Source organism: Novilysobacter erysipheiresistens, assembly GCF_036663935.1.
GTDB classification, from domain to species: Bacteria; Pseudomonadota; Gammaproteobacteria; order Xanthomonadales; family Xanthomonadaceae; genus Novilysobacter; species Novilysobacter erysipheiresistens.
Genome location: NZ_JAXGFP010000005.1, coordinates 215,494 through 231,233 on the forward strand (window position 1 = coordinate 215,494; position 15,740 = coordinate 231,233).

The window sequence follows — 15,740 nt, forward strand, 5'->3', positions numbered from 1 at the left end:
CTAGACTCGCCGCCTCCGCCGGAACCGCCCGCAGGGACACCCTTGGACCCGCAGACCTACCTTCGCCACCGGCGCATTTTCGAGGTCGGCCTCTGGGTCCTGCTCGCGGCGATCAACTGCGCCGGCAACGCCATTACCGTCAACATCGACATGGCCAACTCCGGCCTGGACGTGGCGCGATGGGAACCGTGGGTGTGGGAGTGTTCCAGCGGCCTGACCTGGCTGGCGCTGATCCCGTTGCTGCTGCGGTTCGACCGCCGCTTCCCGCTGCGGGTTGGCGCGTTTCGCCGCAGCGTGCCCGGGCACCTGCTGTTCACCGTGCCGTTCTCGCTGTTGCACGTGCTGGGCATGGTCGCCCTGCGCGAGTTGGCCTACGCCGCCATGGGCGGCAATTACGACTTCGGCGGCTGGGCCGAAGCCTGGGGTTACGAGTACCTGAAAGACGTTCGCACCTACATGTCCTTCATCGCGGTCGTCTACCTGTACCGCTTCGTGCTGCGCCGCTGGCAGGGCGAGGCCGGGTTCATCAGCGAAGGCCGCGAGGACATTCCGGCCGAGCCCGTCGCCGACCGCTTCCTGGTCAAGAAGCTGGGTCGCGAGTTCCTGGTCAAGGTCGACCAGATCGACTGGATCGAGGCCTCCGGCAACTACGTCAACCTGCATGTCGGCGACCGCGTCTACCCGCTGCGCGAGACGATGGCAGGGATCGCGCAGAAGCTCGACGGCCAGGGCTTCGCGCGGGTCCACCGCGGCGCCATCGTCAACCTCGACCGGGTGCGCGAGATCGAGCCGTTCGACACCGGCGACGCCCGCGCCCACCTCACAGGCGGCGGCACGGTGGCGGTGAGCCGGCGGTACCGGCAGGCGCTCAAGGAGCGGCTGGCGTAGCTCGCTGTCGCGTCGGTGTCACCCGCCAGATCGTATTCGACAGGTCGTCGGCGACGATCAGCGCGCCGCGCGGATCCACTGTCACCCCGACCGGCCGGCCGTAGGTCTTGCCGTCGACCTGGAAGCCGCTGACGAAGTCGACCGGGTCGCCGACCGGCCGTCCGTTCTGGAAGCGCACGAACACGACCTTGTAGCCGACCGGATCGCTGCGGTTCCAGCTGCCGTGCTCGCCGACGAACGTGCCTTCGGCGAATCCCGCGCCCATCGCCGGTGTCGAGAAGTCCAGCCCGAGCGCCGCGACATGCGAGCCCAGCGCGTAGTCCGGCACGATCGCGGAGGCGACCTTCTCCGGATCCTGCGGCATCACCCGCGGGTCGATGTTCTGGCCCCAGTAGCTGTACGGCCAGCCGTAGAAGCCGCCCTCGCGGACCGAGGTCAGGTAGTCGGGCACCAGGTTGGGGCCAAGCTCGTCGCGCTCGTTGACCACCGCCCACAGCTGCCCGGTACCCGGCTGTATCGCCAGCGCCGTGGGGTTGCGCAGGCCGGTCGCATACGGCCGGTGCATGCCGGTCTGGGCGTCGATCTCCCACACCATCGCGCGGTCGACCTCGGCGGTCATGCCGCGCTCGGTGATGTTGCTGTTGGAGCCGATGCCGACGTAAAGGAATCGCCCGTCGGGACCGGCGGTCATCGCCTTGGTCCAGTGGTGGTTGATGTCCGACGGCAACTTGGTGACCTCGACCGGCGGCGCGCTCGCGCGGGTCTGGCCGTCGGTGTAGTCGAACCGCACCAGCGCATCCTGGTTGGCGACGTACAGCGCGTCATCGATCAGCGCGAGGCCGTACGGCGCGTTCAGGTTATCGGCGAACACCGTCTGCAGTTCGTAGGCGCCATCGCCGTCGGCATCGCGCAACAAGGTCAGCCGGTCGCCGCTCTTGGCCGTGGTGGTCCCCGCCGACTTGATCGGCCCGGCGACCACGTCCTTGGGCTTGAGCTTGGGCGCGTTGCCGCCGCGCCCCTCGGCCACGAGGATGTCGCCGTTGGGCAGCACCAGGGTCTGCCGCGGAATCAGCAGGTCGGTGGCGATCGCCGAGATCTCGTAGCCAGCCGGCACGACTGGACGGCGGTCGCCCCACTCGCCGGGGTCGGCGATGACCATGCTCGGCAGCAGTCCGCGCTGCGGGTCGGGCAGGGTCGGATTGGCGCCGTACTCCGGCGGCGGCGGATCGCCGCCACAGGCGGCCAGCAGCATCGGGGCGGCAATGGCCGCGAACACCGTCGCGCGGTTCATGGCGCACCTCCGGTGCGATAGCCGGCAAACCCCAGCCACGTCGCCGCGCATGCCAGCAGCAGGACCACCGCCGACAACCACACCGCCTCCGGCATGATCGCCCACGCGTCCTGGCCGTGGACCAGCGCGTTGATGAGGCCGAGCGCGAACGTGGCCAGTACCAACAGGAAGTACAGCAATCCGCGTCCGCTTCGGCGCCCGTGGCGGCGGCCGTCATGAAACAGGTCGACGATTGCGAACACAAGCACGGCCGCGGCCAGCACCATCGCGCCGACTATCAGCCACGATGCGAAGTTGCTCCACTGGATCTGATGGCTGGACCGGTACGCCAGGTCGGCCAGCAGCGCGCCAAGGAACAGCGGGACGGTCCCGGCGAGCAGGACCGCGTGCAGCGGATGGAGCACCCGGAGGTACGCTCGGTCGTCGTACGTGGCCACCATGATGACGCTCCTCCCTTGCTGGTCAGGAATACGAATCAACTTGGCAACCCCAACACATTCAAGGTGCACGTGAGGCGAAGGTGCTTTATCGACCGGCAGCGGCCTCCACCGAAGCCACCCACTCGTCCACCACCTGCTCCAGCACCAGCAGCGGCAGCGCGCCGTTGCCCAGCACCACGTCGTGGAACGCGCGCACGTCGAAGCGGTCGCCGAGCCGGGCCTTCGCGTCCTCGCGCAGCTCGAGCATCTTCAGGTGGCCGATCTTGTACGAGCACGCCTGTCCCGGCTGCACCAGGTAGCGATGGATCTCGGTGCGCACGTCGACGGGACTCATCCCGGTCTTCTCCATCATGTAGGCGGCCGCCCGCTCCGGCGTCCAGCGCTTGCCGTGCAGTCCGGTGTCGACCACCAGCCGGACCGAACGGAACATCTCCGCCTGCAAGCGCCCGAGGTCACCCAGCGGGTCGTCTTCGTACAGCCCCATCTCGGCGACCAGTTGCTCCGCGTACAACGCCCAGCCTTCGGTGAACGCGCTCGGATTGAGGCTGCGCCGCAGCAGCGGCAGGTCGGTCAGGGTCTGGCCGAGCGCGATCTGGAAGTGATGGCCCGGCGAGCCCTCGTGGTACGCCAGGGTCGGCAGGCTCCAGCGTGTGTTGGATCGCATGTCGCCGAGGTTGATGAAGAACGTGCCCGGCCGCGAGCCGTCCATCGCCGGCGGGTAGTAGTAGCCGCCGGGCGACGTGGCCTGCGCATGCGCCGGCACCGGCTTCACCTGCAGAGGCTGCCCGGGCACCCGGCCGAAGTACTGCGGAATATATGGCTGCAGGCGATCGATCGCGGCCTCGATGTCGACGATCACCTCGGCCCGGCCGGCGTCGGAGTCCTCGTAGACGTAACGCGGATCCTTCGCCAGCGCCACCACGCGTTCGCCCACCGACCCGTCGGTCAAGCCCTGTCCGTCGAGCAGCGCATCCATGCGCGCTTCGATCCGCGCCACCTCGTCGAGCCCGATCCGGTGGATCGCGTCGGCGTCGAGCGTGGTGCTGGTGTTCCAGCGCAGCGCGGCGTCGTAGAACGCCTTGCCCTCGGGCAGCGCCCACACGCCGCGATTGCCCGGGTCCTTCGCCAGCGCCTCGTCCAGGCGCGCGAGCAGCCGTGCATAGGCCGGGTTGGTATGCGTGCGTACCACCTCCCCGGCCTGCGCCAGCAGTGCCTGGCGTCGCTCGGGGGTGATGCCGGGCACCTTGTCCAGCTTCCGTCGCAATGCGTCGACGAACAGGCTCGACTCGGGCTCGGGTGCCAGCAGCGTGCGGATCTGCGCGGCCGCGCCCTCCAGCGCGACTTCGGGCGGCACGACACCGTGCTCGGCCTGCAGGTCGAAGTTGGCGATCACCTGGTCGAGCTTCTCCGCGATGCCCTCCAGCCGCGCAATGTAGTTCTCGGCGTCGCCCTCGTCGGCCACCCGGTGATGGTTGACCATGAACTGCGGGATCGACACCGGGATGCTGAACAACTGATCGACCGCATAGACCGAGCCACCGACCGGTAGCCACGCAGGCGACCAGTCGAACGCCATCAGATCGATCTGGGTCCGGTAGAACCAGCTCGCCAGGTCGTGGCTCCAGCGCTCCTGGCCTTCCAGCGCCTCGCGGTCGAACGCGCCGACCGACTCCAGGCCCTGCTCCAGCTCATCGCGCAGCACCTTGCGCCGCGGCAGGGATACATCGGTCATCCGGTCCGACAGGTCGCCGACGCCGTCATCGGCGAGACCGAGCATGCTGCGCAGCTCGGGATCGCTGTTGACGCTGCGCGCGGTCAGCTCGTCGAGCAGGCGATGGAAGCTGCCGGGCCGGGGAGCCGTGGCCGCGTCCTGCGCCGGGCCCGCAACCTGCGGCACCGGGTCGGCCGCCAGGGCTTCGGGGAAAGCGCCGGCCAGGCACAGCGCAAACAGCAATTGTTTCATCGGGTACTCCTTCGCTCGATCGGGCGGTCAACCAGCGCCGCCCATTTTCTGGACGTGGCCGCGAGTGGGAGCAGGCTGGCATGGACTTCCCGGCCCAGCTTCGAGACGGCGTAACCGCCTTCCTCCTTGACCACCAGGCCGGCGGCGCGCAGCTCCTTGAGGCGCGTGTTCAAGACGGCAGGCGAGATGGTTTCACATGCGGCCTCGAGTTGGCTGAAGCTGCACGGGCCCTGCTCGCTCAGCACCCAGACCACACCCATGGCCCATCGCCGACCCAGCAGGTCGAACAGAGCCATGATCGCGCTGCCACTTTTCGATCCGCGGACTGGCGTCCCCGGGACCGGGATCCTGGCCATCTGCGTGCTCCTTCGCTATTGTTTTGATAGTCGACTATCGTTTTAATAGTAACCCGTTTTTGACCCGGAACGAAGGGAGCAACCATGACCCGCCCAAGGCTGTATGTCGGAACGAAGAACGCATCGAGCTGGGCGATGCGTGCGTGGCTCGCCCTCAAGGCGTCCGGTTACGAGTTCGACGAGGAACCGGTCGACATACGCCGGCCGCAACGCTTCCGCAACCTCGCCTCGATCGGCGAGTTCTCGCCGCCCGGCGCGGTGCCTGTGCTCGATACCGGTCGCACCGTGATCTACGACTCCAGCGCGATCATGGAGTTCGCCAACGACGTCAGCGAGAACCGGCTGCTGCCGCGCGACATCGAAGCACGCGCCCACGCGCGGTCCCTGATGGCCTGGCAGCACGCCGGCCTGTCGTCGCTGTGCCACCGCATCTCGTTCGAAAGCGCGTTCTATCCGCTCAAGCGGCCGCTCACCGGGGCCGAGCACGACGAGTGCAACCGCTTGTTCCGCGCCTACGAGGCACCGCTCGTCCGCCATGGCGGGCCATACCTGTTCGGCGAGGTGTCGCTGGCCGATTTCATGCACGCCCCGACCGTCGTCCGACTGGCGCGGCATTCCGCCGACACCTCGGCGTGGCCGAGGACCCGGGCCTGGATGCAACTGCTGCTCGACCATCCCCTCGTGGCCGAATGGCTGGCCGAGGCGGACCGGCTTCCGCACATCTGGTATGACGACTACCTCGTCGATGCCCGCGATCCCGCGCCCCTGCTGCGGGACACTGCGGGACGGTCACCGGAGTGCTCCCCGTGACCCTTTTGGGAGGCCCGGGTGTTCCTGATCAACAGCATCCGGGCGGCCCGGTGGATATCTGCCGGCGGGACCGACACCAGCGTCCTGCCGCCGGCGACATCCAGCCGCGTCCGCAGATCCTCGATCACCCGCGCGTTGGCGTAGGGATGCGGGAGGGACTCGTCATCGGTGCGGGTGCGGATGAACTGCTCGATGATCCTGTCCAGCCTGTCGTCGGCCAGCACCAGTTCGGTGAGTTTGGCGCGGTACTCGAGTTGCCATGACGGCATGTCCGGCCAGCGGCGCAGGTCGGCGTAGTGCTGCGCCTCGTGGCCGAGGAAGCTGACCCGGAACTGCTCGCTGGCGAAGCTGTCGTAGCGGTGCTTCACCGCGTACAAGCCCTCCTGCGTGGCCCACCCACCGGGCCCGCGCATTCCGCAGCGCCCATAGTGCATCCAGCCGTTGCTCAGGAAATCCTCGAGGATGAACACCCGCACGGGTTGGGTGAACCCCTCGGGCAGCGCCACCTCATAGGTACGCGGCTGTTCGGAAGCCCACAGCAGCAGCTCGTGCAGGGGCGGCGTGCGGCCCTGTTGCACGTGCAGGCCGCGCTCGCGCAGGGCGATGCCGACGCGCTCGACAAGGCCATCGAAGGCCGCCTCGCTGGTCGGCGCCGGGATCTGCAAGGTCGCGGCCAGTGCCTCGCCCAACCGGGCCTCGAACTCGACGCGACGCCCCGGCTCGCGCAGCGTATGCCACCAGTAGCTCCGATAGGCGGCAACCACCCGTCGCACGAACGGGTCCTCGATGCCGGCCACCGGGGATGGCGACGCGGCCCGGCCGAAGGTGTCGAGCATGCAGGCCCGCACCCGCGCATCCTTGCCGGTGAACTGCCCTGCCGGCACCGCGGCCAGCGCATCCAGCGCGGCAGGCATCTCCAGGCTGAGCACGCTGCGCGAGGCTTCGGCCAGGGCACGGGTGGCGGCTTCGGACGTCCCTGGCTCCGACGCGAACGCCGACAGCGCCGCCAGCAACAATGTGATGGCCAGCGGCACGAGCGGGCGGCGGCGAAAAGGTTTTCGGTTCGGATGCGGCATGGCAGGAGTCCAGAAGGGCGTGGCACCCATCAGGCCGCAAGCGGGTTCCCCGCGTATTGGACGCACTTGATCCGCTCGCGCACCCGGGCAGGCGAGCATCCGGCAAGGCGCAGGCTGACGCGGCACAGGTGGCTCTGGTCGGCGTAGCCAGCCGCGGCCGCGACCTGCGCCAGCGGCAGGTCGCCCGCCAGCAGCGACAGCGCCCGCCGCCAGCGCCATTCGCCCCGCAACGCGCGAGGCGACATGCCATGGCTGGCGGCGAAGCTGCGGCTGGCATGCTCAGCGGACACCCCGGCGTGGCGGGCAATCGCGGTGATCTCCACATCGGCATCGCGCACGGCGGCCGCCATCTCCGTCTGCCACACGGGCAACGGGGCGGGTGCGAGCAGCACGGCGTCGCCCAGCAACTCCGGCAGCTGCGTGGGCGCATGCAGGAATAGCTCCCGAGCCGCGACAGGATCATCCACTTGCCACGCCTGCGCGCCCTCGGGAAACGGCGCCAGCGAGGGCACCCGGGTCAACTCGAGATTCAGGGTGCGCGCGCCACGTCGGCCGAAGCGGTCGCCATGGGCATGGAACGGCGGATGCAGCACGACAGTGCCCGGTCGGCACTGCAGTGGACCATCCGGGCTCACCTCCACATAGCTTCCCGCCACCACCAGTGACAGGTACGGCGTGCAGTGCCGGTGCGTGGGCAGCACGCTGTCGCCATCGTGGGTGGTGCCGTAGGCGGGTGCCGTGGGGGCGTGATGGGAGACGACCGCGTCTTGCATGCCCCTATTGGAAGCCCGCGCCTGGCAGATGACACGGGTCATGGGTCATGTCCGCCGGCCTCGCTGGGTGACCGCCGCAGCGGGCCTGGTGCATGCCCGCGCGAAGCCGGAAACGACAGGGCCCGGGTCGAACCCGGGCCCTGCGTGAACAGCCGCCGGAACGTCAGGCCTTCTTTTCGTCCTCGATCCACTGATCGATTTTGCGCTCCAGCAACGTCAGCGGCAGCGCACCGCCGCCGAGCACGGCGTCGTGGAAGCCGCGGATGTCGAAGTCCTCACCCAGTTCGGCCTCGGCCTTCGCGCGCAGCTCCTGGATCTTGATCATGCCGATCTTGTAGCTGGTCGCCTGGCCCGGCCAGGTGATGTAGCGGCGCACCTCGGCCTCGATCGCTTCAAGCGGAATCGAACTGTTCTCGGAGAAGAACGCCACCGCCTGCTCCTGGGTCCAGCCCTTGGCGTGCAGGCCGGTGTCGACCACCAGCCGGATTGCGCGCCACATCTCCGAGGTCAGGCGGCCGTACTCGGAATACGGGTCGGTGTAGCTGCCCGGCATCTCGCGCGCCAGCCACTCCGAATACAGGCCCCAGCCTTCCGAGTACGCACTGAAGCCGGCCTGCTTGCGGAACTCCGGCACACCCTGCAGCTCCTGCGCGATCGCGATCTGCATGTGGTGGCCCGGCAGGCCCTCGTGGTACGCGATGACCTCCAGCGTGGTCTTCGGCATCGCGCTCATGTCCGACAGGTGCGCGTAGTACACGCCCGGTCGCGAACCGTCCGGCGTGCTCGGGTAGTAGTGCTGGGCGGCGCCGTCGACCTCGCGGAACGGCTCGACCCGCTTGACCACCAGGTCGGCCTTCGGCAGCAGGCCGAAGTAGTTCGGCAGCTGCTTCTTGATCGTGTCGATCGCCTTGGTGGCGTCGTCGATGTACGCCTGGCGGCCGGCGTCGGTGTTGGGGTACTTGAACTGCGGGTCGGTGTCGACGAACTTGAAGAACGCCTTGAGGTCGCCGTCGAAACCGACCTTGTCCTTCAGCGCCTCCATCTCGCCGCGGATGCGCGCGACCTCGTCCAGGCCGATCTGGTGGACCTGCTCCGGGGTGAGATCGGTGGTGGTCGACGCGGCCAGGCGCTCGGCGTAGTACGCGGCGCCGTCGGGGTGGGTGGTGCCGACGCCCGACGGGTTGACCAGCGCGTTCGGCATGTCGGCCTTGTACCAGGCGATGACGTCGTTGAAGGCCGGCTGCACCGCCTCGACCAGCGCCGCGCGGGCGGCGTCCTTCAACTCCTGCGCGCGCGCCGCGTCGATCTTGCCGGCCTTCACCAGTCCGTCGGCCTTGGCCTGCGCGTCGGCCCACAGCGCGCTGTCCTCGCCGTCGGTGAACGGCGCGCCGGTGACGACCTTGCCGGCCTGCTCGATCACGCCCTCGTGGGCGAAACGCGGCGGACGGATGCCGAGCTCGGCCGAGCGCTTGACCTGGTCCATCAACTGCCCGAACGCGCGCGGCACCTCGCGCAGGCGGGCGACGTAGGCGGTGTAGTCGGACTCGTTCTCGACCTTGTGGAAGTTGATCAGGAACGTCGGCAGGAACGACTGCGCGCCGCCCATCTGCTCGAACGGATAGTGGTGGTCGCTGAAGCGGTCGGCCGCGAGGGCGGTTTCCAGCTGGTACTCGAACAGGTCCCACGACAACTTGGCGCTGTCGCCGAGCGCGTCGTAATCGAAGGTCGACTTCATCTCCGCGACCGCTGCCTCGCGCCAGGCAAGCTGCTGCTTGGCGGCCTCGCGCGACATGTCGTCGAGCTTGGAATAGTTGTCCTTGCGGCCGAGGAACGTCGCCCGGATCGGGCTGAACTGCAGCTCCTCCTCGTACTTGCGCTCGAACCACGCATTGATGCGCGCGTCCTCGCTGGTGGCAGCGGCCAGCGCCGGCGTACCCGCGGGCGAAGTGGTGGCGGCGGACGCATCGGCGGCAACCGGCGTGGGCGCCTTGTGCGCGCAGGCGACGCACAGGGCCAGGGACAGGGCGGATACGACGAGGGTGCGACGCATGGGAGCTCCGATCGGATGGGAGCGCGGCTCCCGGGAACGCCGATCATGCCGCAAGGACCGGATCTTGCGCAGCGTGCCAGAAGGCCCGGAATCCGGGTGGGCGTCCCATACATGCGAACCGGACGCTCGGGTAGGATGGTGCGGCGCGACAGGAGATCGCGCCGCAAACGGAATATCCACACGTCAAAGGAGATGACATGCCGAACCGCATTGATTACAGCTTCCTGTCCGCCCGCGAAGGGGGAGTAAGGCTTGACGGCTACGTCCCGGCCCCGGCCGAAAGCAGGAGCGGAGTGACCATCGCGACCGGCTTCGATCTGGGCCAGCGCAACAGGGGTGACCTAAGCGCGCTTGGACTCCCACTCTCGCTGATCGACAAACTGGCCCCTTACCTCGGCATCATCCGCTTTGACGCGAAAAGACTGCTGGAGAAGACACCGCTTCGGATTTCGCTGCTCGAAGCCCGGTTGATCGACAAGGCGGCCAAGCACGACCACCTCACCAAGCTCGTCGCCCGCTACGCTGCGTCAAGCCATAACACCCGCATGGTTGATTTCTTCTCGCTACCAGCCGAGGCCCAGACCGTCATCGCTTCGTTGTCGTTCCAGTACGGCACGCTGAGCGTCAAAACACCCAGGATCTGGAAAATGGTCAGTTCGCAGGACTGGTCGGCAGCGATACGGGAATTGCGGCACTTCGAGGATCAGCATCCGACCCGACGCCACCTCGAAGCCGACCTCCTGGCGCGGATGAACGATGAAGCCGTTGCGGAGACCGTCCGATGAAAGCCGTTGCCTCCAGCATCATCCTTGCACTTTCGCTGGCTGCCTGCGCAAGCACGACCACGCCCAGCAACGACGTGATCATCCTGAATCCCGAGTTGCACGCCGCGAACGCCGACTACGCAGCCTCGATGGCAGTTCCGCGCTCGCCAATGACGATGGCATCGGGAGCGACTGTCTCCAACTGCGAGGAGTATCTGGCGCTGGGGGATGGTGTCGACATCGAACCCGCTCCGAACAACAGGATTCCCTCGCTGGAGTACGTAACGTGTGACTCGCTGTCGGTATTGCAGGACGCATTGCCCGTTCCGGCAGCCTACATCAGCGACAGCATGGGTGAATCCCTCTCCACCCGATTTGATATGCGCAGTTTTCGCTCGTCAATGCATCAGCGCACCACCGAGGAGGCATTCACGTTGCAGGCGCTGACCGATCATCCATTGAAAATCGGCGCGCACGTAGCCGAACTCGACTCTCCCAGCTGGTACTTCAAGCTCGAAGTCGTGGCGGTCGCCGACATCGATGCCAGCGGTAAACCCGACTGGTTGATATGGGTGGTCGACCAGTCACTGGAGGGTACCTATCTCGCGATCTATCCATTGATCATTTATGACCCTGTCACCAGCGGATTGCTCACGGCGTCGCCACTGCCGCGCTGAACGCCAGAACCGGTTCTGGGGGAACTGCTAGACACTCCCCTCGCGCTCCACGACCAGGATCCGGGCCTCGCCTATCGGGTGTGCCACGTGCTCCGTCCCGATCGACGCATAGAACACATCACCGGTCTCCAGCAACGTGCGTTGCTCGGCGCCCGTGTCGTCGCGGAAGCGCATCTGGACCCGCCCTGCGAGGACGGCAAATACCTCCTCACCGTCATTGACATGCCATTTGTACGGCTGGTCGGTCCAATGCAGGCGAGTGGTGACACCGCCCATGTTGGCAATTTCGACCGCGTCCCAGGCGCGGTCTGCCTTGAACGTGCTGCCACGGAAGATTTTCATGCGGTATCCAAGTCTCATTCAGGGTGAAGCGACACGATCTTCGCCGGCGCCCACGTGATGGGTGAACGCGTCATTTAACCGTGCCTCGTTAGCATGGTCACCTGCCGCCTCCCCCGGCGCACTCACTGACAGGCGCTGACCTCTTGAACCTCCTTGAAAAACTGCTCGGGCGCGTCCGTCCGCGCCCGCCGCATGCCGGCACCCCGGCAACGGACGGCGCCTCCCGGTCTTCGCAGGTCGCCGACACCATCGATCGCGCACTGAACGCAGCGGGGCTCACCCAGCAGGGCGGGCTCGGCGGGAACGTGCGCGCCACCATCGACCAGTCCCTGGCGCGAGCCGGCCTCGCGCGTCCGATGCAGCCAGCACCCGCCACCGCCCCCCCCGCAGCGCGCGAGCGGGCACCTGCACCGAACGCAAGGCCGGCGGCCGGCGGCGCATGGCTCGCCCGCACGTTCCGCAACGACGTCGGCGCCCTCGACTACAAGCTGTACGTGCCCTCCGGGCCACCCCGGGGCGCAAGCGCGCCGATGCCACTGGTGGTGATGCTGCATGGCTGCACCCAATCGCCGGACGACTTCGCCGCGGGCACCGGCATGAACGCACTGGCGTACTTGCACGGATTCCTGGTGGCGTACCCGGCGCAGACCCCGCGGGCCAATGGCAACAAGTGCTGGAACTGGTTCCGCCCCGGCGACCAGGCGCATGGCCGCGGCGAACCGTCATTGATTGCCGGCATCGTGGGCGACGTCGCCGCCGACCACCGCGTCGATCCGCAACGGGTCTTCGTCGCCGGCCTGTCCGCGGGCGCGGCGATGGCGGTCATCCTCGGCGAAACCTACCCGGACGTATTCGCTGCGGTCGGCGCGCATTCCGGGCTGCCCTTCGCCGCCGCCCACGACATGGGCTCGGCCTTCACCGCAATGTCGGCTGGCGCGCCAGGGAAGGCAGGAAGCCCCCGCGTGCGCAGCGCCAGGAGGGCGGTGCCGACCATCGTGTTCCACGGCGACGCCGACCACACCGTCGCGCCCAGCAACGGCGAGGCGATCGTCCGGGATGCCACCGCAGGCACGACGCAGTCCAGCACGCACGCGGGCGTCGCCCCGGGGGGACGGTCCTACACGCAGGAAGTGTTCGACGGGACCGCAGGCCGGGCACGGGCAGAACACTGGACCGTGCATGGCGCGGGCCATGCCTGGAGCGGCGGCAGCGAGCGCGGCACCTACACCGATCCGTCGGGGCCGGATGCCTCGGCGGAGATGGTGCGGTTTTTCCTGCAACAGCCCGGCAACGCGCAGCGCGCTACCTCGACTGCCCCATCACCAACTGCGTCAACGGATTCGCCGGATCCGCCAGCAACTTGACCGTCAACGCCAGCGCCATGACCACCAGCAGCGGCCGGATCACCTTGCCGCCGACGCGCAGCGCCAGGTGCGCGCCGACCTGCCCGCCAGCGACGCTCGACACCGCCATCAGCAAGCCGATCATCCACAGCACGTGGCCGCCGATCACCAGCGTGATCAGCGCCGCGACGTTGCTGGACAGGTTGAGGAACTTGGTATGCGCGGTGGCGGAGACCAGCCCCATGCCGAACAGCGCGACCAGCGCGGTGGTCAGGAACGAACCCGCTCCCGGGCCAAAGAAGCCGTCGTAAAAACCAATCGCCGTGATGATCCCGACCAGCGCGCCGGTGCCGAACCGGCTGTGGCGGTCCTCTTCCGAGGCCTTCGGCGCGACGGTGAAGTAGATCACCATCAGGATCAGCAGCACCGGGATCAGCCCGGCCAGGAACGCGGGATCGATGCGCTGCAGCGTCCAGGCGCCCAGCGCCGAGCCGACAAACGCGCCCATCGCCGGCCTGGCGAAGCGCTTGAAGTCGATGCGCCCCTTGCGCGCGAACGCAACCACCGCGCTCGCGGTGCCGAAGCTGCTCTGCAGCTTGTTGGTGGCGATCGCCTGGACCGGCGGCACCCCGGCCGCCATCAGCGCCGGGATAGTCAGCAGCCCGCCGCCGCCAGCGATCGCGTCGATGATGCCTGCGACGAAGGCCACCGCCATCAGCAGGACGATGGCGTCGATTCCGAATTCCATGGGCGATCCATCTATGACGGTGCGGGATTATGGCCCGCCCACGGTCCCGTATCCGCAGTGGCTACACCTGCCGCGCCCGCACCCGTCCTGTATCCGCGGTTGAGCCGGCCGGCCCGCGCCGCCACGGCAACAGCATCGGCACACGACGCTGGTAGTCGCGATAGGTGTCGCCGAACTCGGCGACCAGGTCGCGCTCCTCCAGGCACTTCACCGCCACCAGGATGTAGCCGGTGGTCACGCTTGCGAACAGCAGATGGCCCACAGTCATGGTCGGTGTGGCCCAAAACGCGATCAGGAAGCCGAGCATGATCGGGTGACGCACGATGCGGTACAGCGCGCGGGTCACGAACGGCGCCGCCGGCGTCGGCCCGCGTCCGAGCGCGGCGCGCCACGACTGGCGCACGCCGAACAGGTCGAAGTGGTCGATCAGGAACGTGCTGGCCAGCACCAGCAGCCAGCCCAGCGCCGCCAGCCCGTAAAGCAGCCAGCGCGCGGCCTCGGCCTCGGCGTCCCACACCACCATCGGCAGCGGGCGCCATTGCCAGTACAGCAGCACCAGCACGAGGTTGGCGGCGAGCACGAACGTACTGCGCTCGATTGGCGCCGGCACGATGCGGGTGAACCAGCGCTTGAACGCCGGCCGCGCCATGCCGCTGTGCTGCACGGCAAACAGCGACAGCAGGACCAGATTGATCGCCAGCGCCATCGGCCACGCGGTCGGCACGCCGTTGTCGACGTGCTTGGGCACGCCCACGCCGGAGACGAAGCCGATCGCGTACAGGAACACCAGCAGGAACACCGCGTAGTTCGCGGTGCCGTAAAGGAAGGCAAACAGGCGGAACATCGACGTGACTCCTCGAAGCGGTCATGCGCAGCCTGCGCCCCGCCACCGGACGCGGCGATGGGAACCTTGTCCCGGTCGCGGCGGGCGTTCCGGGGCCGACCGGGACAAATGTCCCGGGTGCCGATTCGCCGCTCTCGCCGCTTTCGCCGATGTCCCGCCGCGTCAGTCCGGCTCGCGCCGCCCGACCACCTGCACGATCGCCTCGGCGCGGCTGCGCACCCCGAGCTTCCGGTACAGCCCCGAGAGGTGGTTGCGCACGGTCTTCTCGGCGACGCCCAGCTCCCAGCCGATCTGCGCATTGCTGCGGCCGGCGCACAGCAGCGCCAGCACCTCGCGCTCGCGCACCGTCAGCACCGGCCCGCGCGCCGGGTCCAGGCGCGCCTCGGGCCACGCCACGCCGGTGAACGCCAGCACTTCGTCCTGGAACTCGCGCCACGCCGGCTCGTGTTCCAGCAGCACGTGGTTGCTGGAATCCAGCTGGACGAAGCGCGCGCCCGGGATGCGGCTGGCCAGCAACCGGCCCTGCGCCAGCGGCGCGATCTGGTCGCGGTTGGCATGCAACACCAGGGTCGGCACGCGGACCTGCTCGAGCTCGTCGCTTATGTCGACATTGCCCCGCGCCTGCAGCAGCGCCACCGCGTTGGCCGGCGAGGTGGTCTGCCGGCACAGGTCGTTGAACCACGCCAGTTGTTCGGCCGTGCCCTCCGGCACGAAGCGCTCGGCAAACAGGCGGCGGAACGCCGGGTTGTCGCTGCCCCAGCCCAAGCCGACCACCTCCATCACCGCGCGGAACATCGCCGCACGCTCCGGGTCGTCGCTGCGCAGCCCGCCGACCGCGTAGCCGCCATACAGGACCAGGTGCGAGACGCGCCGCGGGTGCCGCACCGCATAGCGGATCGCCGTGGCCGCGCCCTGGCTGATGCCGAGCAGTGCGAACGGGCGATCGATGCCGGCCGCGTCGACCACCGCCTCCAGGTCCTCCACCCAGCGCGGCAGTGTCAGGTCGCCGGCCTTCCAGTCCGACATCCCGCAGCCGCGCTCGTCATAGCGGATGTAGCGGTAGTGCCCGCCGAGGAAGCGCACCCAGTGGGCCCAGACCGGACTCTCGCTGTCGTACTGCAGGTGGGTGAGCCAGGTTGCGGCCTTGACCAGTGGCGGGCCGCGGCCGGCTTCCGCCCAAGCCAGCTGGACGTGGTCGGCGGTTTCGACGTAGTGGACCTGCTGCTTCATTGGGCCCAGCCGTTGCGGGGACGGATGGTTCAGGCCAACGCGGGCGGGTGGGTGGAGCGGCCGTGGGCGAGCGATGTCATCGGATCGTCGCGACCACCTCGTGCATGCGCAGGCGGTCGGTCCACACGGCGGCTGCGCCTCCCCC

The 15,740-nt window shown here is 68.3% G+C and carries 16 protein-coding genes; 5 read left to right on the plus strand and 11 right to left on the minus strand.

The window, feature by feature from the left end:
* Nucleotides 1-42 precede the first annotated feature (42 nt).
* Nucleotides 43-888 carry a LytTR family DNA-binding domain-containing protein gene (locus tag SNE34_RS11045; protein WP_332617155.1) on the plus strand — a complete coding sequence of 282 codons (846 nt, stop codon included), beginning with the start codon at nucleotides 43-45 and terminating at the stop codon, nucleotides 886-888.
* On the opposite strand, the gene SNE34_RS11050 is transcribed toward SNE34_RS11045, so the two are convergent.
* The 4 genes from SNE34_RS11050 to SNE34_RS11065 form a co-directional block, all read right to left on the minus strand.
* Nucleotides 869-2,179, minus strand: coding sequence for a PQQ-dependent sugar dehydrogenase (locus tag SNE34_RS11050; RefSeq protein WP_332617157.1), 1,311 nt, complete (start codon nucleotides 2,177-2,179; stop codon nucleotides 869-871). The two genes, SNE34_RS11045 and SNE34_RS11050, sit on opposite strands and share 20 nt — an antisense overlap.
* Complete coding sequence (locus tag SNE34_RS11055; protein ID WP_332617159.1) at nucleotides 2,176-2,619, minus strand: DUF2231 domain-containing protein; 444 nt, start codon at nucleotides 2,617-2,619, stop codon at nucleotides 2,176-2,178. The genes SNE34_RS11050 and SNE34_RS11055 overlap by 4 nt, the downstream gene beginning before the upstream one ends.
* 85 nt (nucleotides 2,620-2,704) lie before the next feature.
* Nucleotides 2,705-4,582 carry a DUF885 domain-containing protein gene (locus SNE34_RS11060; protein WP_332617161.1) on the minus strand — a complete coding sequence of 626 codons (1,878 nt, stop codon included), beginning with the start codon at nucleotides 4,580-4,582 and terminating at the stop codon, nucleotides 2,705-2,707.
* Nucleotides 4,579-4,938, minus strand: coding sequence for a winged helix-turn-helix transcriptional regulator (locus SNE34_RS11065; protein WP_332617163.1), 360 nt, complete (start codon nucleotides 4,936-4,938; stop codon nucleotides 4,579-4,581). The genes SNE34_RS11060 and SNE34_RS11065 overlap by 4 nt, the downstream gene beginning before the upstream one ends.
* An 84-nt stretch (nucleotides 4,939-5,022) precedes the next feature.
* On the opposite strand from SNE34_RS11065, the gene SNE34_RS11070 reads away from it, so the two are divergent.
* Nucleotides 5,023-5,748, plus strand: a complete 726-nt coding sequence (locus SNE34_RS11070) for a glutathione S-transferase family protein (RefSeq protein ID WP_332617164.1) — start codon at nucleotides 5,023-5,025, stop codon at nucleotides 5,746-5,748.
* Here SNE34_RS11070 and SNE34_RS11075 read toward each other — a convergent pair.
* From SNE34_RS11075 to SNE34_RS11085, 3 genes are all read right to left on the minus strand, one after another.
* Complete coding sequence (locus SNE34_RS11075) at nucleotides 5,673-6,782, minus strand: aspartate/glutamate racemase family protein (RefSeq protein WP_332617166.1); 1,110 nt, start codon at nucleotides 6,780-6,782, stop codon at nucleotides 5,673-5,675. The genes SNE34_RS11070 and SNE34_RS11075 overlap by 76 nt on opposite strands.
* Before the next feature lie 71 nt (nucleotides 6,783-6,853).
* Complete coding sequence (locus SNE34_RS11080; protein ID WP_332617168.1) at nucleotides 6,854-7,597, minus strand: helix-turn-helix transcriptional regulator; 744 nt, start codon at nucleotides 7,595-7,597, stop codon at nucleotides 6,854-6,856.
* A 163-nt stretch (nucleotides 7,598-7,760) separates the two neighbouring features.
* A complete protein-coding gene (locus SNE34_RS11085; protein ID WP_332617170.1) occupies nucleotides 7,761-9,647 on the minus strand; it encodes a DUF885 domain-containing protein in 1,887 nt (628 codons plus the stop codon).
* Between the two features lie 197 nt (nucleotides 9,648-9,844).
* Here SNE34_RS11085 and SNE34_RS11090 point away from each other — a divergent pair, with 197 nt between their 5' ends.
* Nucleotides 9,845-10,432, plus strand: a complete 588-nt coding sequence (locus SNE34_RS11090; protein WP_332617172.1) for a pesticin C-terminus-like muramidase — start codon at nucleotides 9,845-9,847, stop codon at nucleotides 10,430-10,432.
* Nucleotides 10,429-11,088, plus strand: coding sequence for a hypothetical protein (locus SNE34_RS11095; RefSeq protein WP_332617174.1), 660 nt, complete (start codon nucleotides 10,429-10,431; stop codon nucleotides 11,086-11,088). Before SNE34_RS11090 ends, SNE34_RS11095 begins: the two co-directional genes overlap by 4 nt.
* Nucleotides 11,089-11,115: 27 nt before the next feature.
* Here the strand turns inward: SNE34_RS11095 and SNE34_RS11100 are convergent, their stop codons facing one another.
* Nucleotides 11,116-11,430 (minus strand): cupin domain-containing protein, encoded by a 315-nt coding sequence (locus tag SNE34_RS11100; protein ID WP_332617176.1) that lies wholly within the window; start codon nucleotides 11,428-11,430, stop codon nucleotides 11,116-11,118.
* A gap of 143 nt (nucleotides 11,431-11,573) precedes the next feature.
* On the opposite strand from SNE34_RS11100, the gene SNE34_RS11105 reads away from it, so the two are divergent.
* Entirely contained in the window at nucleotides 11,574-12,794 is a 1,221-nt protein-coding gene (locus tag SNE34_RS11105; protein ID WP_332617177.1) for an extracellular catalytic domain type 1 short-chain-length polyhydroxyalkanoate depolymerase, read from the plus strand.
* Here SNE34_RS11105 and SNE34_RS11110 read toward each other — a convergent pair.
* From SNE34_RS11110 to SNE34_RS11120, 3 genes are all read right to left on the minus strand, one after another.
* Nucleotides 12,733-13,521, minus strand: coding sequence for a TSUP family transporter (locus SNE34_RS11110; protein ID WP_332617179.1), 789 nt, complete (start codon nucleotides 13,519-13,521; stop codon nucleotides 12,733-12,735). The genes SNE34_RS11105 and SNE34_RS11110 overlap by 62 nt on opposite strands.
* 61 nt (nucleotides 13,522-13,582) lie before the next feature.
* The gene (gene mddA / locus SNE34_RS11115) at nucleotides 13,583-14,365 is read right to left on the minus strand and encodes a methanethiol S-methyltransferase (RefSeq protein WP_332617180.1); all 783 of its coding nucleotides are present in this window, start codon (nucleotides 14,363-14,365) and stop codon (nucleotides 13,583-13,585) included.
* A 162-nt stretch (nucleotides 14,366-14,527) separates the two neighbouring features.
* The gene (locus SNE34_RS11120; protein WP_332617182.1) at nucleotides 14,528-15,595 is read right to left on the minus strand and encodes an alpha/beta fold hydrolase; all 1,068 of its coding nucleotides are present in this window, start codon (nucleotides 15,593-15,595) and stop codon (nucleotides 14,528-14,530) included.
* Nucleotides 15,596-15,740 lie beyond the last annotated feature (145 nt).